Below are 23,761 nucleotides of genomic sequence, written 5' to 3' on the forward strand. Positions count from 1 at the left end.
TGCGGCACAGTCGAAGAGACCGGGGGATGCCATGTTCCTGCCTGCAACCCATTTTTTGCGAGAAAGCTAACCGTTTACCCGCCAGCGCAGGCAGCGTTTTTCCAAAGCTTTTGCCACAAGATCAGCCAGTTTGCCGAGCAGGGCATAGAGCAAAATGCTTAAAACCACCACATCCATCTGCATAAACTCCCGTGCGTTCATCGCCATATAGCCGATTCCCGAGTCTGAGGAAATGGTTTCCGCTACGATCAGCGTCAGCCACATAATCCCCAGGGCATAGCGGAATCCGATGAGAATGGATGGCAATGCATTGGGCAGGATAATGTGCCAAAAAAGAGCCCTCTTTGTCAGGCGGAAAATTTTTCCCATCTCCAGCAGTCCGGGATCAACACTGCGAATGCCATGAAAAGTATTCAAATAGATCGGGAAGAACACACCCAGGGCCACGAGGAACAATTTTGATTCTTCACCGATTCCGAACCACATGATGGCCAACGGGATCAGGGCCAGATGAGGGATATTTCGCAACATCTGCACAGTGGAATCGAGGATTTTTTCCGCAAATCGAGAAATTCCGTTTAAAAAGCCCAACACCAGGCCGATGCTTCCGCCGATTGCCAAACCGAGCAATGCGCGGACGGCACTGTCATCAATGTGATGAATCAATTCTCCCGAACGGGCCAGGTGAATGGCCGTCCGGATCACGGTGACGGGGGCCGGAAGGGTTTCCGTGGAAATCCAGCCCATGCTGCTGAAGATTTGCCAAAGGATTACCAAAATGGCCGGGAGAGACCAGGACAGAAGGGCATCCATCTTTGTTCGCCATCGGAAATTACTCAGCTTCATGGGCAACACCTTCTTTTTCCCGGGGGAAATGGTCATTTGCCACGATTTCGCCAAAGGGACTGTAAACATGAGGATGAGAAGCAGGCGGATTATTGGTTAAAGGTAATTCCGGGAAGAGCAATTCGGCGACCCGATAGGCTTCTTCCAGGTGGGGATAGCCAGACAGGATAAACGTTTCTATCCCCAGGTCCGCATATTCCCGCATCCTTTCTGCCACGGTGCGTGGATCCCCGACAAGAGCTGTTCCCGCACCTCCACGAACCAGTCCGATGCCCGCCCATAAATTGGGGCTGATTTCCAAATCGGTTGTTTTTCCGTTGTGAAGCCGGGTCATCCGTTGTTGTCCGACAGAATCATAACGGGCAAAAATACGCTTTGACTTCGCGATCGCCTCGTCGTCAACATAGCGGATCAAACGCTCAGCTGCCGCCCAGGCTTCTTTTTCCGTCTCCCGGACGATCACATGCAAACGGATGCCGAAGCGCAATGATCTTCCCTGTTTGGCAGCCAGTTTCCTCACTTGTCCGATTTTTGCCTCTACTTGTTTCGGGGGCTCACCCCATGTGAGATAAACATCGGTATGTTTGGCCGCGACTTTCATTCCCGCCGGTGAAGACCCTCCGAAGTAAAGGGGGGGATACGGGGTTTGCACAGGCGGAAAAATCCGTTTGCCGCCGGAAATTTTCAAATGTTTTCCGGTGAAGTAAACATCTTCTCCCCGCATGATTTCCCGCCAGACGGTCAGGAACTCGTCCGTTAACTCATAACGGGTATCGTGATCCAGATGCAGGCCGTCACCGGCTAATTCGACTGGATCTCCGCCTGTTACGATATTGATGAGCAGACGGCCCGCGGATAAGCGGTCAAACGTGGCTGCCATTCGCGCGGCAAGCGTGGGAGAGATCAGGCCGGGACGGACAGCGACCAGAAATTTCATTCTCTCTGTGGCAGACAATAAAGAGGAGGCGACAATCCATGCGTCCTCGCAAGACCGTCCGGTCGGCAGCAATGCTCCGCTGTAACCGAGATGGTCAACCGCTTGGGCCAATTGTCTCAGATACGGAAATCCAATGGCGCGTCCGCCTGATGCGGTAGCCAGATACCGACCGTCTCCGTGTGTGGGGATAAACCAGAATATTTGCATGATTATCATCCTTTCTCAAAAAGAGTTATGATTTTTGCTCCCGCCAAACGACGTCACGAACCTGAATCGATTTGGGAATCAGGCCAATGCGCAGAAAAGTATTGGCGATCTGCTGTTGATCGTCGATAATGGATTGATTGATCGGTTCGATTCCATACTCAGCGCGCTGAATCGCCAGGTTGACCGGCTTCAGGTCCATCCCGATCTGTTTGGCCAAGAGCCGGGCGGTTTGATCGGGATTCCGGTTAAACGAATCGGCTGAATTTTTCAGCTCATCGACAATGATCCCGATCACGTCCCCGTGCTGCGCAGCATAGTTTTTTGCCGCAAGATAATAAGAGCGGTTGGACGTATATCCATGAGCATCCGTCAACGTTCTGGTTTGCAGACTGGTTTCGGCATCCGCATAATAAGGGTCCCAAATAACCCAGGCATCGACGTTTTTTTCGGCAAAAGCAGCCCTGGCATCGGCCGGTGCCAAATAAACCGGTTGGATGTCGCTGTATGTCAGTCCCGCTTTTTCCAATGCCCTGACCAACAGATAATGGACGTTGGAACCTTTGTTCAGTGCCACTTTTTTCCCTTTCAGGTCCCTGATGCCGCGAATCGGGGAATCTTTGGGAACGATGATCGCCTCCGCTTCGGGCCGCGGCGTTCCGGCTGCGAAATAGACGAGCGGAGCATTCGCTGCTTGCGCGAAAATCGGGGGTGTATTTCCGGTTTCGCCGATATCAATGCTGCCGACGTTCAGGGCTTCCAGCAGCTGCGGACCGGCCGGAAACTGAATCCACTTCACCTTGATTCCGCGGGATTTCAAACGTTTTTCCAATGTTCCGCGGGCTTTCAAAATGCTCAATATGCCGAACTTCTGATAGCCGATGCGGATTTCGTTTTGCCTGTCGTCGGAATCAGCCGGCTGGCAACCGATTGTCAGCGAAGTGAACAAAACGATGAGAAGGGCGATGGAAAAGAACCTCAGTGTCTGTTTGATGCGCATGATGTATTCACCTCATCTCGCCGAAAAATGAAAAAGGCCCCAAAACCCTCAGTTCGATGATGAGGGACGGGGCCTCCGGTGGTCCGGTCGGCATCGAATGGTCTCTCCTATTTTTTATTTGCCGCGCTGGCATGTTTTTTGGACAAGGATGAAGCTTCGGACGGAAAGCGATGTTTTTCGGTTCTTTCAATTTGCACGATATTGGAATCGTGAACGGTGATCAGAACCGTGCCGTATTGAAGACCTTTCAACGCTTCCCAAATGCGGTGGATTTTTTCATCCGGGAACGAAACTGGCTTCATGCTTTTTTCACTCTCCTTTCCTCTCTTGGAATGCGGCCTTCCAGCAAATCCTCCAGCGTCGTATTTTCCAGAAGCCGGGCGACGGTATCGCGGATCAGGGTCCACAGCGGTTTTAACAGACATCCCTCTTCCAGGGGACATGGATCATAAGCGGTAACACTGACACAACCCATCGGTGCCAATGGCCCTTCCAGCTGTCGGATCACCTCACCGATCACGATTTGGTCAGGAGGCTTGCGCAGTGCGTATCCTCCCCGAATTCCCCTTTTGCTTCTGACATAACCGAGGTTTTTGAGCTGGAGGAGGATCTGCTCCAGATAATTGACAGGAACCAACGTTTTTTCGGCGATTTCACCGATGGAGATGACGCCGGATTGCTGCCCCAGAAGGATCAGAGCACGCAATGCATATTCTCCACGGGTAGAAACTTTCATTTTCTTGTCTCCTTCTAAGCGGAGTTGGTACAGTAAACCGTCACGCCGCGATGTTTAATTTCTATAATACCAAGTGTATTAGTCGACTTTTGGGTGAATGTCTCATATATATGTTCTTTGGCGATGGTTTATACTTGGACAATATTTCCTTAACTCAAATTTATTATAATATTTCGCGTCAGTCAATCATTATTTTGTCATTTCCTATCAAATTACTGTGTTTTAAAATAGGAACTAAACAGGACGAACGCATGTCATTGAAAACAAGAATAGAGTTATAATGGCCTTAGAAAAGAGCTTAAGAGGGGGAGAAAGATGAAACCGCATGTATTTCTGGCTAGACGCGTTTCGAAAGAGGCTGAAGCATATATTGCCGAACATTGTACATACCGGAAATGGGAAAAAGACACCCCAATTCCCCGCAGCCAATTGCTCCGGGAAATTGCCGATGCGGAGGGTTTGCTCATCAGCGGCGGGAAGATTGACGATGAGCTGCTTCAGCATGCCCCCAAACTGAAAGTTGTCAGCAATATGTCCGTCGGTTACAACAATTTTGATCTTGAGGCGATGAAGAGGAGAAATGTGCTCGGAACCCATACCCCCCACGTCTTGGATGAAACCGTGGCCGATCTGGCATTTGCCCTGATTTTATCGGCGGCCAGGCGCGTCCCGGAATTGGATCGCTTTGTAAAAGAGGGAAAATGGACCAATGGGGACGATACGCATTTGTTCGGCGTTGATGTTCATGGCCGGACGCTCGGGATTATCGGGATGGGCCGCATTGGGGAAGCGATTGCCAGACGCGGAAAGCTCGGGTTTAACATGGATGTGCTTTACTTTAACCGAAGGCGTAAGCCCGATGTGGAAGAAAGATTGGGCGTCCGCTACTGTGAGTTGGAAACCCTTTTGAAGCAGGCTGATTTTATTGTGTTGATGGTTCCGCTGACCGCGGAAACAAAGCACATGATCGGGCGTGAACAGTTTGCCTTAATGAAGGAATCGGCTATTTTTATCAACACTTCGCGGGGCAAGACCGTGGATGAAGCCGCATTGATCGAAGCGCTGGAAAATAAACGGATTCGTGCCGCCGGACTGGACGTTTTTTACCAGGAACCGGTTCCAGCCGACAACCCGCTGTTACGCATGCCCAATGTCGTCACACTCCCGCATATCGGTTCAGCAACAGCGCAAACGAGACATAAGATGGCCATGTTGGCTGCCAAAAATCTGGTTGCCGCTGTCACCGGCCAAACGCCGCCCAACGTGGTCGAAGAATTAAAGGATTTGCTTTAAACAGCGGGCAAGTTTCCGACGGGGTCAATTTTTATCAACCCGGCAAGCAACTGGAAAGCTCGCCGGGTATTGGTGAACTCTTGTGCGGATGACTTTGACAGGGAAGTGTCAGATCTGCTCTTCCGCAGAGGCGAAAGGAGAAAACCGGATGGATGGCTCCGCTGCGGTTGTATCAAAAAAAGCTGGAAAGCACGTTGGAGCGGGCAAAAGAGTGCATTGCCCGACTGAATGATGAGGACATCAATTGGTGTCCGAACCGGGAGAGCAACAGCATCGCTTGGCTTGTTCTGCATATGGCAGGGAATCTGGCATTTTTCTTGAATGAGACGATAATGGGAAAAGAAGTGGATCATGAACAATTCCGGCCGCGGAAGCTGACGAAAGAGGAAACACTGGCCTTGCTGGAATCTTCTTTCAGTGATGCGATCCGTGTCCTGGATCAGCTTCCGCCGGAAAAAGCCGGGCAATCCGTCAGATTTCGGGGAAAGCTCATTCCGGTTTCGGATCTGGTATTCAATACGGTTGTTCATCAGGCGGAGTATGCCGCGCAGATTATCTGTCTCGCCAAACAGAGGCTTGGTGCCTCCTATCAACGATTAACGTCGCCGTATTTGGTATTCTCCGGCGGGGACTGGCAACTGGATTGAACGGGTTGTGATTGACAATTAAATGATCGGAATGGAGGAAAAGAGATGAAATCACATCGCTTACATACATTGCCGCAGGGAATCTTCAAAAAATTGGCTGAACATAAAGAACAGATGAAACGGCAGGGGAGATCGATCATCGATTTGAGCATTGGCAGTCCTGATCTTCCTCCACATCCGGAGATTTTGGATGCGTTGTCAGGTTGGGCCGCTGATCCGTCCGCCTACGGTTATACCCTGAAGGCCCTGCCGTCTTTCAATGAAGCTGTTGCTGACTTTTACGACAAGCGCTATAAAGTGGCGATTGATCCGAACCATGAAGTATTGCAGCTCAGCGGGACGCAGGACGGGCTTTCGCAATTGGCGCTCTCCTGTATCAACCCTGGCGATCTCGCCCTGATTCCGGACCCTGCCTATCCGATTTATGAGATTGGTGTTCTGCTGGCCGGGGGACGGGTCATCCGGCTTCCGCTTAAGCAGGAAAACCGTTATCTTGTTGATTTTTCCTCTCTCCCCGGCGAAGTGTTGGAACGGGCGAAACTGTTATACCTGAACTACCCCGGCAACCCGATCCCGGAGATGGCTCCTTTGTCTTTTTTTGAAGAAGTTGTTTTTTATGCGAAAAAATACGATATCAAAGTGATCCATGATTTCGCTTATTCCGAGCTGGTCTATGATGGTCGGCGCGCCCACAGCTTCCTGTCCGTGCCCGGGGCAAAAGAGGTGGGTGTTGAATTCAACTCGTTATCGAAAACATTCAGCATGGCCGGATGCCGCATCGGTTATATGGCGGGCAATCAGGAGATGGTTGAATCGCTCGCAAGCCTTATGTCCCATACACACTACGGGATTTTCCTTCCTGTGCAGAAAGCGGCCGAAAAAGCTTTGCGGCAAGGGGAAATCCTGTTTCGGGATCATGTGAACACTTATCAGCGAAGAAGAGATTTCCTGGTGCAGCGGCTGAGAGAAGCTGGCTGGGAGGTTTCACAGCCGCCGGCAACGATGTTTATTTGGGCCCGGATTCCGTATGCGGTCTCATCCATGGAATTTTGCGAGGAGTTAATGGAGGAAACGGGAGTGGTTCTGGTTCCAGGAGAGACTTTTGGAAAACAGGGAGAAGGGTATGTGCGAATCAGCCTGGTTCAGCCGGAAACATTGCTGGATGAAGCGGTGCGAAGAATTAAGGGGTTTTTGGAAGTAAAAGCGGGAGCATGACCAAGTGACCCTGCCGCCGTGTTGATATGGGCAGGGTTATTATCTCACCTCTTGCCTTTTATTAATTTTCGCAGGAAATAGATCGGCCCCACCAGCAAATAAACGGGATTGGAAAAGAAAGTCGGTTTTTTTCCTTCAAACATGTGTCCGACAAATTGAAAAATCCAGCCGACGACGAACAAGAGCAGCGCCAGTTTCCATTGGAAGAAAAAGCAGGGAAGCGAGATGATGATCAAAGGAATGCCAATGGCATGCGTCATTTTATTCACAGGATGTTGATGGTTCTGATGATATTTTTCCAACATTTTCGAAAAATCCATTTTCATACTCCTTTCCTTGGAAACTATATATTTTTATTATGAAATATTTCACAGGGATCAGCAACCGGCAAAATAGAGAATAATCTTAATTCAACGGAGATTTGTTACAATATTTGTACAGGAATTTTCGTCATCGCGGGATGACAGGAGACACGCAATCCGCGTTGACAAAAAAGGAGAAGAAAAAGTGAAACCCATTTTGGGCAAAGAGTGTTTAACCGATACAGAAAGAAGAGCGTATGAACAGATGAAAAAAAGCCCGGTCAAAGTGCTGCAGATCGGCGAAGGGAATTTTTTGCGCGGGTTTTTTGACTGGATGATTCACTCTTGCCGGAAGCAGGGGCTTTTTTCGGGAAGCATTGCCGTCATACAACCTCGTCCTTCAGGCCGGCACAAACTGGAGCAATTATGCCGTCAGGACGGGATTTATACCCTGGTGATCCGGGGAATGGAGAAAGGAGAATGGGTGGAGCAGAGGGAGAGGATTGCTGTTTTTTCCACCTTGGTTGACCCTTATGAAGATTGGCCGGGCTTTTTGGCCATCGCCGAAAAGCCGGAACTGGAATGGGTTGTGTCGAACACCACCGAAGCAGGGCTGGTTTATCAACGGATGGAGTGGAACCCGGAGAAACCGGCCGAATCTTTTCCCGGAAAGTTGACTCATTTTCTGTACCGGCGTTACCTTCATTTTGCCGGTGATCCCGGGAAAGGCCTGATTCTTCTCCCTTGTGAACTGGTGGATCGCAACGGCGATGAGCTGAAAGCGTGTGTGCTACGTCATGCCAGGGACTGGGGGTTGCCCGGTGCTTTCCTTCAGTGGGTCGATTGCCATAATCGCTTTTTAAATTCGCTGGTGGACCGGATTGTCACCGGTTATCCCCATACGGAAGCGGAGCGGTGGTTTGATGAATGGGGCTATCGCGATGAATTGCTGAACACGGCGGAACCTTACCATTTTTGGGCGATTGAAGGGGAACCCGAACTGGAGTGCAGGCTTCCGTTGCGACAGGCCGGGCTGAATGTGGAGTGGGTTGCGGATTTGCGGTCTTTTCAATTGCGAAAAGTGCGCATTTTGAACGGTGCCCATACACTGATGGCGCCGCTTGGCCTGTTATACGGATGCAGTATGGTAAGGGAAGTGATGGAGCACCCCGAGCTCAGCCGCTTTGTCCGGGAGACGGTGGAAACGGAAATCATCCCTTCACTTCCGCTGGATCAGCAAAAAATGAAAAAGTATGCCAAAAGCGTGTTTGAACGTTTCGCCAATCCCTGCATCGAACATCGGCTCTCCGATATAGTGCTGAACAGCGTCAGCAAGTTCAGGGTTCGCCTCTTGCCTTCGCTTCAGTCTTTTCTGGCTGAACAAGGCCGGCTTCCGCAAGGCATTGTGCGGGCTCTTGCCGGCTTAATCCGTTTCTTTCAAGTGCGGAAGGAAGGGGAGGAATATATCGGAACCAATTTGGCGGGGCAGGATTATACGGTTCGGGATGACTGGGAAATCCTTGCTTTTTTCCATGCGCAATTCGCTGGCTGTTCTGTTCGGAATATTTCACAAAAGGAGCGGGTTGGGAGAATTTTGGGCAATGAGCGATTATGGGGGGGAGATTTGACACAGGTGGATGGATTGCCGGAATCGGTGTTGCAACATCTGGCGCGGATGGAGCGGGAAACGATGTGAACACCCGCTGTTAAAAACAAAAGCAATTGCAGAATAAAAAAAGAAATCAGCCTCCGTGCGTACCGGGGCACGAATTGGCGGGGTTGGCTTGGGAGATAAGAGGGTGGCGTTTTGGACAACCTAAGGATATAAAGAGCGAAGGAGGAAAGAAATTGTCCAAACAAAGTCAAACGAAGTCCAAGCCCATTCTTCCGCCGCAGCATCAGGAGAGGCGACCCGGACTGGAAGCGGAAATGGATCCGCGGCCGGTGTTTGATCGGCCCGACCGCCCCGGGTGTGGCAAACTTGCGGGAAAAGTGGCTTTGATCACCGGAGGGGACAGCGGGATCGGCAGGGCGGTCGCCGTGGCTTTTGCCAAAGAGGGGGCTGATGTGGCGATTGTTTATTTGAATGAAGAGAGCGATGCCGCGGAGACAAAACGGTATGTGGAAGGGTTGGGCCGGCGATTGTTGGCGTTTGCCGGTGACATTGGCGACGAATCGTTTTGCGGACAGGTTGTCACCGAAGTGGTGAGAGAGCTGGGCCGGCTGGACATTCTGGTAAATAATGCTGCTGAGCAGACACCGCAGTCGGGAGTGGAACAGATTACTCAGGCTCAGCTGGAAAAAACGTTCCGAACGAATCTCTTTTCGTTTTTTTATTTTGTCAAGGCCGCTTCCCCGCATTTAAAGCAAGGAAGCGCCATTATTAACACAACTTCGGTGACTGCTTACAAGGGAAATGAGCAATTAATCGATTACTCGGCAACGAAGGGAGCGATTGTCTCATTTACCCGTTCATTGGCGCTCTCCCTGGTGAAAAGGGGAATTCGCGTCAATGGCGTGGCCCCGGGGCCAATCTGGACGCCGCTGATTCCGTCCACTTTTCCGGCCGACCAGGTGGCCAAGTTCGGCACCGATACCCCGATGGGAAGACCCGGACAACCGGTGGAACTGGCCCCGGCCTATGTTTTTCTGGCATCGGATGATTCTTCTTATATGACCGGGCAGATTCTCCATGTGAATGGCGGAGAGATCGTGAATGGTTAAAAAAGAGATGGTGATGGAATGGTGTTCCGAATCTGTTCAGAATGCCATTCCATTTTTTTTGCTTGCCTCGGCCGATTGTCGGGAGAACATAATGCAAGAAAAAGAACATATGAATGAAAAATGATCTTCTCATTGATTGCCTGGTTATTCTCCTTAATGGGAGGTGGAAAGGACTGATGAGCCATAAGAGGCGAAAAAGCGCCCGGGCGAGTAAGACGGCTGAGTTCGTCGCTTTTTTTCGGGCGCTGGAGTATTCCTTTCCGAAAGAGAGGCGCTTGTTTGAAGACCCGTTTGCAGTGAGATTTTTAAGCCTTCCCTTGCAGGTGGCTTCCTGCCTGTCACGGGTACCGTTGTTCGGGAAAGTGGTTCCCTTTCTCGTCGATTGTTTTGGCCCGGGGGCAAGAGCATCCGGGGTGGCCCGCACCCGGCTGATTGATGATCATCTGACAAATGCATTGGAAAAAGGAATTGAACAAGTGGTCATATTGGGCTCGGGATATGACAGCCGCGCTTATCGGATTGCGGATATTGAGCGGGTGCATGTTTTTGAAGTGGACCAACCGCAAACCCTGTCGGTCAAGCAAAAAAAGCTGAAGCGGGTGCTCAAGCGCCGGACGCGGAAAGTGACGTTTGTAGAGACGGATCTGAATGTTCAAAAATTGGAAGATACGTTGCTGAAGGCGGGATTTGATTTAACCCGGCCCGCCTTTTTCATTTGGGAAGGGGTGACCAACTATCTGATTGAACAAGCGGTCGATCTGACGCTGCGATTTATCAGCACGGCGGCGCCGGGGAGTTTTATCCTTTTTACCTACGTCCATAAGCAGGCGATTGACACATTGGCAAGCAGCCCGGAGACGCGGCGGATCTACCGGTTGCTGACATGGATTGATGAGCCGTGGACGTTCGGGATGGTTCCCGAAGAACTTCCCGCCTATCTGGAATCACACGGGCTGAAGCTGGTGGAAGATGTCAATTCGGTTGAATTTCGGAAACGCTACATGAATCCGGGTGGTCCCCATATGAACGCATACCGGTTTTACCGGGCGGCTCTGGCCGAAGTGAAAAACAAAGGCGATGAGCCGCAAGTGCGCTTTTTTCGCTCCTTTTTTCATTGATCGCGGTTTCCGGCAAAGCCCATTTTCCCCATGCGGGAATCTGGGCTCTTTACATTTTTTTGATGGATGGGGAGAAAATTACCTTTAGCAGGAAGGAGGTTGAAGATGAAGCGCTGGGCGATTTTTATTCTGTGTGCGCTTTTTTTGGGATCCGGCTGTGCGTTGAAGCAAAATCAAACCGGGAACCAGGCTCCTCCGAAGCAAACGGAAGTGAGCGTTCCGACAAGGGACGGGAGGCTGGAAACGCTTGATTTGCTCAATACGGGAGACAAGATGCTCGCTTCCTATGCAACTTTTTTTGACCAGACCAAGACGAATCGCGTCCACAATATCCAACTGTCAAGCGAGGCGATTAACGGCCATGTGCTGAATGTGGGAGAGGTGTTTTCCTTTAATCAGGTGGTGGGAAAGCGGACGCCTCAACGCGGATATTTGCCTGCCCCGGAGATTGTGAAAGGAGAGTATACGGAAGGAATCGGCGGCGGGGTCTGCCAAACCTCTTCCACTTTGTACAATGCCGCGGATGCTGCCGGGTTGCGCATTATTGAACGGGTGAGCCACAGTCATGTTGTTACATATGTGCCGAAAGGAAGGGATGCCACTGTTTCCTGGAAAGAACCTGATTTCAAGTTTCAAAATCAATTAAACGTTCCAATCAGAATTGCGGCGAAGACTCAAAACGGGAGAATCACAGTGGCAATCTATGCTCCAGCTCATGTTAATGCGCTGAGGCGGAAAGTAGCCGCTCCGCCAACCACACTGCCGGAAATCATCCGCGTCACCCCGGATGAGCCGATGTCTCTCGATCCGAAAAAAATAAAAAGAGAGTTGCAAAATCCGCTGCGGATTCCACAGTAAAAAGTTAAGTTTGGACTCTTCCGAGGTTGTGGATTGGTGCCGCTTTTTGCTTCCGGCTCCCTGGTTGTAAAGGTTGCCGCAGAATAGTACCGATTCCCTTTGAAAGATAAAACAAGCTGGGCTGGGTTTGCGGGCCCGGCTTTTTCTTTCAGAAGTTAACGACACAGTTTTTCATTTTTTGTTACAATAATCATAGAAATGGTTTCATAATATAAAGAAATTAATGAATAGTGATTTGAAAAAGAATCAGGAGAGATCAGGCGATCCGATTTGGGGGAGGGAACCAGATGCATCCTACCATTGGGCGGATGTTTGAGCAAACAGTCAGCAAATTTCCGCAGAAGGAAGCGGTTTATGATGTCAGGAAGGGACGGCGTTTGACGTACAGAGAGTGGGACCGTGAGGTGAACAGGGCAGCCAATGCTTTTCTGGCAGCCGGTGTGCGCAAAGGGGACAGGGTTACTGCGTACCTTTATAACACGGAAGAGCTGGCCACTTCCCTCCTCGCTTGTGCCAAGATCGGCGCCGTTTTCAATCCGGTCAATTTTCGCCTGTCTGCTGAGGAAATCGCGTTTATTTTACAGGATGCCGAACCGAAAATCGTGTTGTTTGAACAGGCTGTTGAGCCCTGCGTTGCCGCGGTTCACAAAGGCTACCCGGGAACCGCCTTCTGGTTTATTGACTCTGATCCTCCTGACTATGCGGTTGATTATCATCAGCAGGTTCTCGCTGCGTCCGATACCCGGCCCGATGCAGATGTATCGGAAGAGGATCTCTACGCGATCATGTATACCAGCGGGACGACCGGAAAGCCCAAGGGCGTCATGCACTCCCACCGGACTATGGTGGAGCAGGGTATGATTGTGATCGGAGCCAAACGGCTGACGGCGAAAGATCGTGGATTGACCGTCGCGCCGATGTTTCACTGTGCCGAACTGCACTGTTGCTTTTTGCCCCGTGTTATGGTCGGCGCCAGCCAGGTGATCATGCATCATTTTGCTCCAAAACAAGTATGGCAGATTGTTGCTGATGAGAAAATTTCCTACTTTTTTGCTGCTCCGACCATGTGGAATATGTTGTTGCAGGAGAAATTTGACTACAATCGTCTGGGATCTCTGCGCCTCGGTTTTTACGGAGGGGCTCCGATGGCTCCGGCACTGGTGCGCTCCTGCCGGGAAAAGTTGGGCATTGATCTGATTCAGGCTTATGGCATGACGGAAATGGGGCCTGCGGTCACCTTTTTATTCGAGGACGAACAGCTGAGCAAGGCGGGATCAGCCGGGAAAGCGTGCCTCGGCCATGAAATTCGCGTGGTCCAAGTGCGGGAAGGAGCGCCGTCAGAACCGGATGATGTGCTGGAACCTGGAAATGTCGGCGAAATTATCATGCGCGGGCCGTGCATGATGATGGGGTATTACAAATGGGAAGAGGCTACAGCCAGAGCGATGTACAAAGGCTGGTACCATTCTGGGGATTTGGGTTATGTCGATGAAGACGGCTATCTGTGGGTCGCCGACCGGGTGGATGACATGATTACCAGCGGTGCAGAAAATATTTATCCTCGGGAAGTGGAGGATTTGTTGCATGAACACCCCGGGGTGCTGGATGTGGCTGTCCTGGGAGAAGCGGATGAGAAGTGGGGGCAGCGGGTGGTGGCTTATGTGGTCAAAAAAAATCCGGATCTCACGGCCGATGAATTGGATCGCTTTTGCCAGGAAAGCGGAAAGCTGGCCCGGTACAAACGGCCCCGGAGATATGTTTTTGTCGGACAACTTCCGCGCAATGCCAGCGGTAAGATTCAGAAGTTTCTATTAAGGAGTGGATCGTGGCAATAAACAGCCCGAATGAAGGAGGGGAGAGGAATGAACCATCCGTACCTGACAGAAGATCACCAGCTCTTTCGCCAATCCCTGCGCAAATTTCTGCAAAAAGAGGCGGCTCCCTTTTATGATCAGTGGGAGAAGAATCGCGAAATTCCCCGCTCTTTCTGGAGAAAAATGGGGAATCAAGGGTATCTGTGTCCGGGTCTGGAGGAGCAATACGGCGGTTCGGGAGTCGACTGGGGCTACTCTGTGGTGATCAATGAGGAATTGGAACGCATCGGTTCCGGACTTGTCGGGATCGGACTTCATAATGATATCGTCGTTCCTTACATCGTTGCCTACGGTACGGAGGAGCAGAAACGCCGTTGGTTGCCGGGATGCGCCAACGGGGATATTATCACGGCCATCGCCATGACCGAGCCGGGAGCGGGTTCCGATCTGGCTAACATTCAGACGAGCGCGATCCGCGACGGCGACGAATTTGTGATCAATGGGCAGAAAACTTTTATCACCAACGGAATTTCAGCGGATCTGGTTCTCGTTGCCGTCAAGACCGATCCCGATGCAAGGCCCAAACATACAGGAATCAGCCTCATTTTGGTGGAACGGGGTACTCCGGGATTTTTCAGGGGAAGAAAGCTGAACAAAATGGGGCTTCACTGTCAGGATACGGCGGAACTCATTTTTGATCAATGCCGGGTTCCGGCCGCAAATTTGCTGGGGGAAGAAGGAAAAGGATTTGCGTACATGATGGAAAAGCTGCAACAGGAGCGCCTGGTGGTAGCGATCTGTGCACAGGTGGCGGCGGAAGAGATGCTCAGGATGACCATTGATTATGTAAAAACGCGCAAGGCGTTCGGACAACCGGTCAGCCAATTTCAAAACACACAGTTCAAAATTGCCGAAATGGCGACAGAGATTGAGGTGGGGCGGGCGTTTCTCGATCAATTGATTGCCGCACACATGGCAGGAGAAGATCTGGTGACCCGGGTATCGATGGCCAAATGGTGGCAGACGGAAATGGCCAAGCGAGTGGCTGCCGAGTGCCTGCAACTCCATGGCGGGTATGGATACATGGAAGAGTATCCGATCGCGCGCCGTTACCGCGATATCCCGGTTTCCGCCATCTATGCGGGCACCAATGAGATCATGAAAACCATTATCGCCAAACGCCTCGGTTTATGAGAAGCGAAAGAGGGGGATTCGCAAGTGCCATTGCCGCTTTCATCTCTGCGTGTGCTTGACCTGACCCGCCTGTTGCCAGGGCCGTATTGTACCATGCTTTTGGCGGACTTTGGCGCGGAGGTGATCAAGATTGAAGAGCCCGGCCTGGGCGATTACGCCAGGTGGTACGGGAACGAATGGAACGGGGAAAGTGCGCTCTTCGCCTCTCTCAACCGCAATAAAAAAAGCGTCACCCTTAATTTGAAGACAGAGGCAGGCAAGAATATTTTCCGGGAAATGGTGCAGCGAGCAGATGTTGTAATCGAATCCTTCCGTCCAGGTACGATGGAGCGACTGGGGCTTGGATATGATGCCTTGAAAAAAATCAACCCCGGGTTGATCTATTGCGCCATTACCGGTTATGGTCAGGACGGCCCGTATGCCGACCAGGCAGGGCATGACCTCAATTACATCAGCTATGCCGGGTTGTTGGCATTGCAAGGTGAAAGAGAAGGAAAACCGGTTCTGCCCGCGGTGCAGATTGCCGATCTCGGGGGCGGGGCAATGATGGCGGTCGCTGGAATTCTTTTGGCCTTGCGTGCCCGTGATCAGACCGGAAGGGGACAACTGGTGGATATTTCAATGTTGGACGGGGTTATTTCCTGGATGCAGACAATTCTCCCGCATTATCTGGCGACAGGGAAGGAACCGGTACGGGGGGAATTGCCCCTGTCGGGCGGGCTGGCTTGTTACAGCGTTTATGAAACGGCAGATCATCGGTATTTGGCAGTGGGTGCGCTCGAGCCCAAGTTTTGGAAAACCTTTTGCCACGGAATCGGCAGGGGAGATCTGATCCCCCGTTTACAGGCAACGCCAGCGGAACAGGAGGAGATGAAAAAGATCATTGCCGCCGCGATCAAAAAACAGACGCTGTCGCACTGGATGAATGTTTTTGCCGGAAAAGACGCCTGTGTCTCACCGGTTTTGAATATGGATGAAATGGTGCGTGACCCGCAGGTGCTCCATCGCCGGATGATCGAGGACACGAAACATCCCTCAGTCGGAAACGTCCGGCTTCCGGGGATTCCGATCAAACTGTCGGAAGCGGCGGGGACGATCCGCTCTTTTGCTCCCTCCTTGGGTGAGCATAACCAAGAGTATTTGCAGGAATTGGGGTATAACGAGGAACAAATCTTGCGTTTTCGGGAGGAAAACATTATTTAGAGAAATGGAGAAGGAGAGATTGATGTGCGCGAAGCAGTGATCGTGGAAGCAGTAAGAACGCCGATTGGGCGCCGAAACGGGGTTTTAAGCGGTATCCGCCCCGATGAACTGGCCGCGATGGTGTTAAGGGCGGTAGTCGAGCGAGCCGGCATTTCCCCTGAGATGGTGGAAGACGTGATCATGGGCTGTGTTTCCCAGGTGGGGGAACAGGCGGGCGATATCGGGAGAATCGCTGCCTTGATCGCCGGTTACCCGGTGGAAGTGCCCGGAACGACGATTGACCGGCAGTGCGGTTCCAGTCAGCAGGCCGTTCATTTCGCGGCCCAAGCGATTATGAGCGGGGATATGGATGTGGTGGTGGCGGCAGGGGTCGAGAGCATGTCACGCGTTCCCATGTTTTCCAATATGCAGGGGGCGGAATACAGCGAGAAGCTCACTTCCCGCTATGAAATCATCAACCAGGGATTATCGGCGGAAAGGATTGCCGCAAAATGGGGTTTCAGCCGCGCGCAATTGGATGAATTTTCTTTGAACAGCCACGAAAAAGCCGTGAAGGCGCAGAAGGACGGGCGTTTTCAACAAGAGATTTTGCCTCTGGAAGTTACTTTGCCAGACAAAGGAAAGATAATTGTAGACAAGGATGAGGGACCGCGGGAAGATACTTCAATGGAAAAGATGAGAGCGCTTTCTCCTTCATTTCAGGAAAACGGGCTGATTCATGCGGGTAACTCAAGCCAGATCAGTGACGGTGCGGCGGCTTTGCTGATCATGTCCCGTGACAAAGCCGAACAACTCGGGTTAAAACCGCGTTTTCGCGTTCTGGCACGCGCTGTGGTCGGATCGGACCCGACGCTGATGCTCACCGGACCGATCCCGGCGACGAAAAAAGTATTGGAAAAGGCGGGCCTCACCCTGAGTGAGATCGATGTGTTTGAAGTAAACGAAGCGTTTGCACCGGTTCCGCTTGCCTGGCTGAAGGAAACCGGTGCCGATCCGGAAAAACTGAATCCCAACGGGGGAGCGATTGCTCTCGGACACCCGCTCGGGGCATCGGGGGCCCGGTTGATGACAACCATGATGCATGAACTGGAACGGCGCGGCGGGCGTTACGGGTTACAGACCATGTGTGAAGGTCTTGGCATGGCGAACGCAACCATTATTGAACGGCTTGTTTAACGGACGGGGAGGAGGAAGTCGGAATGAAAATCAAAGATTGTGTCGCCCTGGTGACCGGCGGCGCATCGGGTCTGGGAGAGGCGACGGTACGGCGTTTGGTGGCGGAAGGAGGAAAAGCGGCTATTGTCGATCTCGCAGAGGAGAAGGGGGCAAAATTGGCGGCGGAGTTAGGAGATGATGCTTTCTTCCTCACGGCGGACGTGGCAGATGAAGCATCTGTCAGGCAAGTGGTCAACCGGATTGAGGAACGGTTCGGCAAAATCGATATCGTCGTCAACTGCGCAGGGGTGGCCGTAGCCGAAAAAGTGTTGGGGAAAAAAGGGCCGCATGCGCTTTCCTCTTTTGTGAAAACAATCCAGGTGAATCTCATTGGCACGTTTAACGTGATCCGTCTCGCCGCGGAGAAAATGTCAGCCAATTTGCCAAATGAAGGAGGGGAACGGGGGGTGATTGTCAATACAGCTTCCGTGGCCGCGTTTGACGGACAGATCGGGCAGGCGGCCTACAGTGCGTCCAAAGGAGGGATTGTTGGCATGACACTGCCGATTGCCAGGGAACTGGCCCGGTATGGAATCCGGGTGATGACCATTGCCCCTGGACTGTTCGATACGCCTCTGTTTGCGTCACTGCCACAAGAAGCACGGGAATCGCTGGGAAAGATGGTTCCATTCCCGCCGCGGCTCGGGTTGCCGGATGAATATGCGCGGCTGGTTCAATCCATCGTGGAAAATCCGATGTTAAACGGTGAAACCATCCGTTTGGACGGAGCGATCCGCATGCAGCCCAAATAAGGATCCGGAGCCCGGAGTAAATGAAAGGACTGCTGACATTCCATTTTGCCAGCAGTCCTTGTTCATTTTCCGACCAGATATGCTCCCGGCCGGAAACGATGCAGCCCCATTGTGATTAGCAGCGGAAGGGAGATCATGGCGGCAAGCAGCCAGAGAAAACCGTAGAATGGCTTGGGAACCAGTTGGAACTTAACCCAGAGCGCCTGAACCATCGGATGCATGAGATAGACGCCGAACGAGTGGCGGCCGATGAGAGAGATTCCTTTGAGAGAAAACTGCCGGGCAAGCCGGTAGACCAGCACAAAAAGCGTAATCGCATAAGGAACGGTAACCAGAGAATAAAATCCGCTCCGATTTTCCAATCCGACTTCCAAGGTCATCAGAAAAGCAAGCAGAATGGCAGTCAGGGCAATTGCCGACAAGGAGATGCTGTTCAGCTGTTTCCGGACCTTCTGCCAGTTCATTCCCAACCATCCGCCAAACGCAAAATAGAACAACCAAACGGGAAAGAAACGGCGAATGTTGTATTCATCGACGGAAATGCCCCAGACCGATGTCCATTCATTCCAGTTGAAGCTTAAGGCGAGGATGGAGACCCACAGGGTCAGCACCAGGATCAATGAATCGGGCAGCTTTTTAAATCCTTTCAACAGAAGAGGAAACAGGAAATAAAGTTGAACGAGAACAAAGAGAAAGTAAAGATGGTAATATCCCTGGCCCAGCAGGATTTTGATGAGATTGTCCGTCACAGTGCCTGTGAGGTTGTGGGGGTTGTCCCACCAGAGGTAGGCGGTATAGATCAGTGACCAGATGAGAAACGGCGACAGGATGAACGCACTTCGCTTTCGCCAGAAATTCCACAGGGGAAACGGTTCGCGATCGTGATATTGGTAGAAGAGAAGCAACCCCGAGGAGAGAAAAAAGACGGGAACGCTAAATCGGCTTAAATGATTGAGATAAAAGTAAATGTTGCCCGGCTCAGCGGAAAATGAGAGAAATGTGCCCGTTGCATGAATGACGGCCACGGCCAGGATGCATATCCCTTTGATGACGTTCATCTCGCGGATTTGTTCTTTCATGTTCAGCCTCCTTTTCTGTCCGCCAAAAAAAAAAGGAACAGAGCGCAAGAAATCACTCTGTTCCACTTGTCTTCGGTCAGGCGGGTTTTTTTCTTCCCGTGTTGAGGGGAGAATCAATAACAACACCTGTTCTCTCATTTATTACCCGGGATTGGATACAGGTAAACATGGATTTGTTTTTCCGGTCGCCGGAACCATGTCAAATCGCATTATACAGGCCAATCCGGCACTTTTTGGTTCTGCATTTTTCTGATTTGCTCGTTTGGGATCTTTAAAATAAAATTTCGAACAATGACATATTATGAATAAAATTTTGTTTCAAACGTGGTATAATGAAAATGAAAACGGATACATTTCTTATTCAGCTTTTATGGAGACCGGAGGCTAATGTTTATGAAAGAACGATTACACGCACTTACAACCGAAAAGCGAAACCCAAACAGCATGCAGATCGATCAGGCGAGTACGATTGACATCCTGAAGCTGATCAACGAAGAAGATCAAAAAGTGGCCCTGGCTGTTCGGGAAGTGCTTCCGGATGTGGAAGTGGCCGTTGAATACGCTTATGATTCGTTGAAACAGGGTGGCCGGCTCATCTATGTCGGTGCCGGAACCAGCGGTCGGCTCGGTGTGCTTGATGCCGTTGAATGTCCGCCGACGTTCAGTACGGCGCCGGAAATGGTGCAAGGGTTGATGGCCGGCGGGGAAAAAGCTTTTGTCAAGGCGGTGGAAGGAGCTGAGGACAAAGAAGAATTGGGGGAGCAGGACTTGCAGAGGATCAGTCTTACGTCCAAGGATACCGTGATCGGCATCGCCGCCAGCGGACGCACCCCTTATGTTATCGGCGCTCTCCGCTATGCACGCAGCATCGGGGCGAAAACGGTGGCCCTCTCCTGCAACGAACAGGCCCGAATCAGCCAAGTGGCCGATCATCGCATTGAAGTGATCGTCGGACCCGAGGTACTGACCGGTTCGACCCGGATGAAAGCAGGTACGGCACAAAAAATGATTCTCAATATGATCTCGACGACGGCCATGATCCGTCTGGGGAAAGTATACGAAAATTTAATGGTGGACGTGAATATCAGCAATTACAAACTGAAAGAGAGAGCGATCAGCATCATTTGCACCGTGACCGGCGTTTCCTATGAAGAGGCCAAAGCGTCGCTGGAACAGGCCAACCACGAAGTCAAAACGGCGATTGTCATGATTGAAGCCGGTGTTTCCTATGAGGAGGCAACCGAACTGCTGCACAGGGCGCAGGGCTACGTAAGGCAAGCGATTGTGCTGGGAGGCAAAAGGCAGTGACGACAGGCGGATTGAAGATGATTGCCGGCATGCTGGAGCAGTTGCCTCCCTCGGAACGGAAGATCGCCGCATACATTTTGCAACATCCCCATGAAGCGCTCAATCAGACAGTCCATCAGTTGGGAGTAGCAACAAACACGAGCAGCGCCGCGGTGATTCGCCTTTGCAAATCGCTGGGGCTGAGAGGTTTTGGCGAGTTGAAGATGCGGATTGCCGGCGATCTGATGAAGTCGCCCGAACAGGGATATCGGGATATTGATCCTGATGAATCGATGTACTCCATCGTGCAAAAATTGACGAACAACAGCCTGCAAAGTTTGCGCGATACTGCCGATATCATCAATTACGAGGAGCTGGAACGCGCTGTACAGGTGCTCTTGAAGGCGAAAAACATCCACTTTTTCGGTGTGGGGGCTTCAGGGATTATCGCGGCTGACGCCCAGCAGAAGCTGCTGCGCATCAACAAGGCGGCGACAGCCTTTTCCGATCTGCACCTGGTGGCCACTCTGCTCGCCAATGCGGATGAACAGGATGTGCTGTTTGCCATTTCCTTCTCCGGAGAGACGCCGGAGGTGGTCAAAATAGTGACACTGGCCAAAGAACAGCGCATCCTGACGATCAGCTTAACCAATTACGGCGTGTCGACAGTGTCCTCTTTGTCCGACATCCGTCTGCATACCTCGTATCAGAACGAAGCACCTTTTCGCAGCGCGGCGGCTTCTTCCCGTCTGGCCCAGCTTCACATGATTGATATTTTGTTTTTTTGCCTGGCGACTGCTCAGTATGAGCAAACAGTGAAATCGATTGACAAGACCCGGGAAGCGATTCGCAAGCTGACCGGGAAAAACAAGCGGTGAAATTAAAGCGCTTACAATAGGAGAGGAGGACCAACCATGGCCCAAGAAAAGAAACATCAAGTGCTCGCCCGTAAAATTTTGGAGCTGTTTGGCGGGCCGGATAATGTTGATTCTTTTACTCATTGCATGACCCGACTCCGCGTAAAGCCAATAGACGGGAAACTTGTGGACAAAGAAGCTTTGAAGAGTTTGGACGGGGTGATGGGGGTCGTTGAGGCCGATACTTTGCAAATCATTGTCGGACCGGGTGTGGTGAACCGGGTTTCGGCGGAGTTTGGCAGATTGCTCCGGGAGGCGGGAAGGGATATTGATCTGCAAAAGAAAGCAGCCGCCAAAAAAGCGGAGCTGAAGGAAAAAAATGCAACACCGTTTAAATTGTTCCTGCGCCGGATCGCCGGCATCTTTATTCCGCTCATTCCGGCACTTGTCGCTTCGGGCTTGATTTCCGGCATTTCCAAAGCCATTGTGCAGGCGGGCTGGTTATCGGACAAGTCGCCTGTCGCCACGATACTGACTGTCATCGGTTCGGGTTTGTTCGCTTATCTGGGCATTTTGGTAGGATTGAATGCGGCGAAAGAGTTTGGCGGATCACCGGCGCTGGGGGCATTGGCCGGTATTTTGGTTATCAACCCGGATATAGCGAAAATCAGCATGTTCGGGGAAACGCTGGTTCCCGGACGCGGCGGTTTGATCGGAGTCATGTTTGCGGCGATCTTTATGGCTTTCCTTGAAAAACGGATTCGTCGTTTTGTCCCCGCTTCCCTCGATATTATTGTGACGCCGACCCTCACTCTTCTGATTACGGGACTGATTACCTATGTTGTTTTCATGCCGGTCGGCGGCTTGATCTCGGAGGGAATCACCAAAGGATTGTTGGCCGTGTTAAACATCGGAGGTCCGGTTGCCGGTTTTGTGCTGGGCGCTACTTTCCTGCCGCTGGTGGTAACCGGTTTGCATCAGGGCTTGACGCCGATCCATTTGGAATTGATCAATTCGACCGGAAGCGACCCGCTGTTGCCGATTTTGGCGATGGGCGGAGCCGGGCAGGTGGGAGCAGCCTTCGCCATTTACTTCAAGACGAAAAAAGCGCGTCTGAAACGAGCCGTGGGCGGTGCTTTGCCATCGGGGATGCTCGGGATCGGGGAACCGCTGATCTTCGGAGTCACATTGCCGCTGGGACGCCCGTTTCTGACGGCATGTCTGGGAGCAGGGATCGGCGGGGCCTTCCAAGCTTATTTCAAAGTTGCCACCATTGCCGTTGGCGTTTCCGGCTTGCCGCTGACGTTTTTGGTGGTGGCCCATCAGATTTTGTTCTATCTGATCGGACTGGTCATTTCCTACATCGCCGGGTTCCTGTTCACGTACTGGTTCGGTTTCAAAGATGAAATGGCAGGGGAATTTGCATGATCGGTGTATCGTTTTATTTAAATGATCCACTGGCTGGGAAACGGTTGGAAGAAGCGCACTCCAAAGGAGTGACACGCGCTTTCACTTCTCTCCACATCCCGGAGGAGTCAGGCGACTTGGCCGGGCGGGCGAAGATGTTGTTGCAGACAGCGAAGGAGATGGGCATTGACGTCTATGCCGACGTTTCCCGCAGTACCCCGCAACATTTGGGCATTGGACGGCTGGAAGAACTGTCTGAGCTCGGTGTGACCGGACTCCGGCTCGATGATTATTTTGATCATGAAACGATGGTTTGCTTGGCTGAGCGGTTTCAGATTGCGCTCAATGCCAGCACTCTGTCTGAAGCCGATCTGCAGCGGCTTTTGGATTCCGGAATCGCATCGGAGCAGCTGATCGCCTGGCACAATTTTTATCCGCGCCGCGAAACCGGTTTGGATGAGCGATTTTTCCGAGCCCAGACTGATCGGTTCCGGCAGTATGGCATCCGGGTTGCCGCCTTTGTCCCCGGGCGCGGTGAGAAACGCGGACCGCTGTTTGAAGGTTTGCCGACGCTGGAAAAGCATCGGGAGCTCGACCCGTTTGTGGCGGCGGTGGAGCTTTTTCGCGATGGTGTTGACGAGGTGTATGTGGGTGATCCCGATGCAGGCGAAGGCTTGCTGGAACAACTTGTTGCCTATGCTTTTGACCGGGTCATTCCGCTGCGGATTCGGACTTCCTCCCTCGCCGGCGGGGAATATCAGTTGCGTCCCGATTTTGCCCGTGATGTGTTGCGCTTGATGGATACGCGCAGCCCCGGTCCCGTTCCGCCGGCCAATACCACGGCCCGTCCCCGGGGAACGGTAACGATGGATAACGACAAGTACGGGCGGTACCGCGGAGAAGTCCAGATCGTTCTCCGTGATCTGCCGGCTGATCCGCGCGTCAATGTCGTCGGTTCCGTCTTCCCGGAAGATTTGCCTCTTCTGCTGCTCGTTCAGCCGGGACAGCGTGTTTTTCTGCATTGTCACGATGAATAGGACAAACCGGAAAAAGCTGGCCAACCTTTCACAAAA

General features: G+C 51.9%; 24 protein-coding genes. 17 read left to right on the forward strand and 7 right to left on the reverse strand.

The features are described 5' to 3' along the window. Positions 1–66: 66 nt before the first annotated feature. The 5 genes from I8U17_RS08305 to I8U17_RS08325 all read right to left on the reverse strand — a co-directional run bounded on the left by I8U17_RS08305 (position 67) and on the right by I8U17_RS08325 (position 3,723). Entirely contained in the window at positions 67–846 is a 780-nt protein-coding gene (locus I8U17_RS08305; protein WP_052153877.1) for an ABC transporter permease subunit, read from the reverse strand. Next, a complete protein-coding gene (gene ssuD / locus I8U17_RS08310) occupies positions 833–1,990 on the reverse strand; it encodes an FMNH2-dependent alkanesulfonate monooxygenase (RefSeq protein ID WP_033099312.1) in 1,158 nt (385 codons plus the stop codon). The genes I8U17_RS08305 and ssuD overlap by 14 nt, the downstream gene beginning before the upstream one ends. Positions 1,991–2,015: 25 nt before the next feature. Continuing rightward, positions 2,016–2,987 carry a sulfonate ABC transporter substrate-binding protein gene (locus tag I8U17_RS08315; RefSeq protein ID WP_033099311.1) on the reverse strand — a complete coding sequence of 324 codons (972 nt, stop codon included), beginning with the start codon at positions 2,985–2,987 and terminating at the stop codon, positions 2,016–2,018. Between the two features lie 107 nt (positions 2,988–3,094). Further along, positions 3,095–3,289, reverse strand: a complete 195-nt coding sequence (locus I8U17_RS08320; RefSeq protein ID WP_198055085.1) for a YezD family protein — start codon at positions 3,287–3,289, stop codon at positions 3,095–3,097. Then, positions 3,286–3,723, reverse strand: coding sequence for an RrF2 family transcriptional regulator (locus I8U17_RS08325; protein ID WP_198059260.1), 438 nt, complete (start codon positions 3,721–3,723; stop codon positions 3,286–3,288). The genes I8U17_RS08320 and I8U17_RS08325 overlap by 4 nt, the downstream gene beginning before the upstream one ends. A gap of 315 nt (positions 3,724–4,038) precedes the next feature. Between I8U17_RS08325 and I8U17_RS08330 the strand changes: the two genes are divergently transcribed. The 3 genes from I8U17_RS08330 (at position 4,039) to I8U17_RS08340 (ending at position 6,878) form a co-directional block, all read left to right on the forward strand. Further along, positions 4,039–5,016 carry a 2-hydroxyacid dehydrogenase gene (locus I8U17_RS08330; RefSeq protein WP_033099308.1) on the forward strand — a complete coding sequence of 326 codons (978 nt, stop codon included), beginning with the start codon at positions 4,039–4,041 and terminating at the stop codon, positions 5,014–5,016. A gap of 152 nt (positions 5,017–5,168) precedes the next feature. Continuing rightward, complete coding sequence (locus tag I8U17_RS08335) at positions 5,169–5,663, forward strand: DUF1572 family protein (protein WP_198059261.1); 495 nt, start codon at positions 5,169–5,171, stop codon at positions 5,661–5,663. 45 nt (positions 5,664–5,708) lie between these two features. Beyond that, positions 5,709–6,878: an aminotransferase class I/II-fold pyridoxal phosphate-dependent enzyme gene (locus tag I8U17_RS08340; RefSeq protein WP_033099306.1), complete on the forward strand. Its 1,170-nt coding sequence runs from the start codon at positions 5,709–5,711 to the stop codon at positions 6,876–6,878. Between the two features lie 44 nt (positions 6,879–6,922). Here I8U17_RS08340 and I8U17_RS08345 read toward each other — a convergent pair whose 3' ends face one another. Further along, on the reverse strand, positions 6,923–7,198 hold the full coding sequence (locus I8U17_RS08345; RefSeq protein ID WP_033099305.1) for an Mpo1-like protein: 276 nt from the start codon (positions 7,196–7,198) through the stop codon (positions 6,923–6,925). 187 nt (positions 7,199–7,385) lie between these two features. Here I8U17_RS08345 and I8U17_RS08350 point away from each other — a divergent pair, with 187 nt between their 5' ends. The 10 genes from I8U17_RS08350 (at position 7,386) to I8U17_RS08390 (ending at position 18,058) form a co-directional block, all read left to right on the forward strand. Continuing rightward, positions 7,386–8,876: a tagaturonate reductase gene (locus tag I8U17_RS08350; RefSeq protein WP_198059262.1), complete on the forward strand. Its 1,491-nt coding sequence runs from the start codon at positions 7,386–7,388 to the stop codon at positions 8,874–8,876. A gap of 152 nt (positions 8,877–9,028) precedes the next feature. Continuing rightward, a complete protein-coding gene (locus tag I8U17_RS08355) occupies positions 9,029–9,904 on the forward strand; it encodes an SDR family oxidoreductase (protein ID WP_033099303.1) in 876 nt (291 codons plus the stop codon). Beyond that, positions 9,897–10,028, forward strand: a complete 132-nt coding sequence (locus tag I8U17_RS18570; RefSeq protein ID WP_255517793.1) for a hypothetical protein — start codon at positions 9,897–9,899, stop codon at positions 10,026–10,028. The genes I8U17_RS08355 and I8U17_RS18570 overlap by 8 nt, the downstream gene beginning before the upstream one ends. A gap of 52 nt (positions 10,029–10,080) precedes the next feature. Then, a complete protein-coding gene (locus I8U17_RS08360) occupies positions 10,081–11,022 on the forward strand; it encodes a class I SAM-dependent methyltransferase (protein WP_052153875.1) in 942 nt (313 codons plus the stop codon). 105 nt (positions 11,023–11,127) lie between these two features. After that, positions 11,128–11,880, forward strand: a complete 753-nt coding sequence (locus I8U17_RS08365; protein ID WP_232330985.1) for a VanW family protein — start codon at positions 11,128–11,130, stop codon at positions 11,878–11,880. Positions 11,881–12,167: 287 nt separating this feature from the next. After that, positions 12,168–13,715: a fatty acid--CoA ligase gene (locus tag I8U17_RS08370; RefSeq protein ID WP_198059264.1), complete on the forward strand. Its 1,548-nt coding sequence runs from the start codon at positions 12,168–12,170 to the stop codon at positions 13,713–13,715. A gap of 27 nt (positions 13,716–13,742) precedes the next feature. After that, the gene (locus I8U17_RS08375; RefSeq protein ID WP_198059265.1) at positions 13,743–14,888 is read left to right on the forward strand and encodes an acyl-CoA dehydrogenase family protein; all 1,146 of its coding nucleotides are present in this window, start codon (positions 13,743–13,745) and stop codon (positions 14,886–14,888) included. Between the two features lie 24 nt (positions 14,889–14,912). Continuing rightward, complete coding sequence (locus I8U17_RS08380) at positions 14,913–16,091, forward strand: CaiB/BaiF CoA transferase family protein (RefSeq protein WP_370589230.1); 1,179 nt, start codon at positions 14,913–14,915, stop codon at positions 16,089–16,091. Between the two features lie 24 nt (positions 16,092–16,115). Further along, a complete protein-coding gene (locus I8U17_RS08385; RefSeq protein ID WP_033099299.1) occupies positions 16,116–17,267 on the forward strand; it encodes a thiolase family protein in 1,152 nt (383 codons plus the stop codon). 23 nt (positions 17,268–17,290) lie between these two features. Beyond that, positions 17,291–18,058: a 3-hydroxyacyl-CoA dehydrogenase gene (locus I8U17_RS08390; RefSeq protein ID WP_033099298.1), complete on the forward strand. Its 768-nt coding sequence runs from the start codon at positions 17,291–17,293 to the stop codon at positions 18,056–18,058. Positions 18,059–18,120: 62 nt separating this feature from the next. Here the strand turns inward: I8U17_RS08390 and I8U17_RS08395 are convergent, their stop codons facing one another. After that, positions 18,121–19,137: an acyltransferase gene (locus I8U17_RS08395; RefSeq protein WP_198055079.1), complete on the reverse strand. Its 1,017-nt coding sequence runs from the start codon at positions 19,135–19,137 to the stop codon at positions 18,121–18,123. Between the two features lie 393 nt (positions 19,138–19,530). Between I8U17_RS08395 and murQ the strand changes: the two genes are divergently transcribed. Genes murQ through I8U17_RS08415 form a run of 4 tightly spaced genes read left to right on the forward strand, consistent with a single transcriptional unit; the run spans position 19,531 to position 23,725 of the window. Beyond that, the gene (murQ, locus tag I8U17_RS08400) at positions 19,531–20,445 is read left to right on the forward strand and encodes an N-acetylmuramic acid 6-phosphate etherase (protein WP_033099296.1); all 915 of its coding nucleotides are present in this window, start codon (positions 19,531–19,533) and stop codon (positions 20,443–20,445) included. Next, positions 20,442–21,302: a MurR/RpiR family transcriptional regulator gene (locus tag I8U17_RS08405; protein WP_198059266.1), complete on the forward strand. Its 861-nt coding sequence runs from the start codon at positions 20,442–20,444 to the stop codon at positions 21,300–21,302. The genes murQ and I8U17_RS08405 overlap by 4 nt, the downstream gene beginning before the upstream one ends. Positions 21,303–21,338: 36 nt before the next feature. Continuing rightward, positions 21,339–22,709 carry a PTS transporter subunit EIIC gene (locus tag I8U17_RS08410; RefSeq protein ID WP_033099295.1) on the forward strand — a complete coding sequence of 457 codons (1,371 nt, stop codon included), beginning with the start codon at positions 21,339–21,341 and terminating at the stop codon, positions 22,707–22,709. Further along, positions 22,706–23,725, forward strand: coding sequence for a MupG family TIM beta-alpha barrel fold protein (locus I8U17_RS08415; RefSeq protein ID WP_198059267.1), 1,020 nt, complete (start codon positions 22,706–22,708; stop codon positions 23,723–23,725). The genes I8U17_RS08410 and I8U17_RS08415 overlap by 4 nt, the downstream gene beginning before the upstream one ends. Positions 23,726–23,761: the final 36 nt, after the last annotated feature.

Origin of the sequence: Thermoactinomyces sp. CICC 10521 (assembly GCF_016055135.1) — a bacterium.
Lineage (GTDB): Bacteria > Bacillota > Bacilli > Thermoactinomycetales > Thermoactinomycetaceae > Thermoactinomyces_A > Thermoactinomyces_A daqus.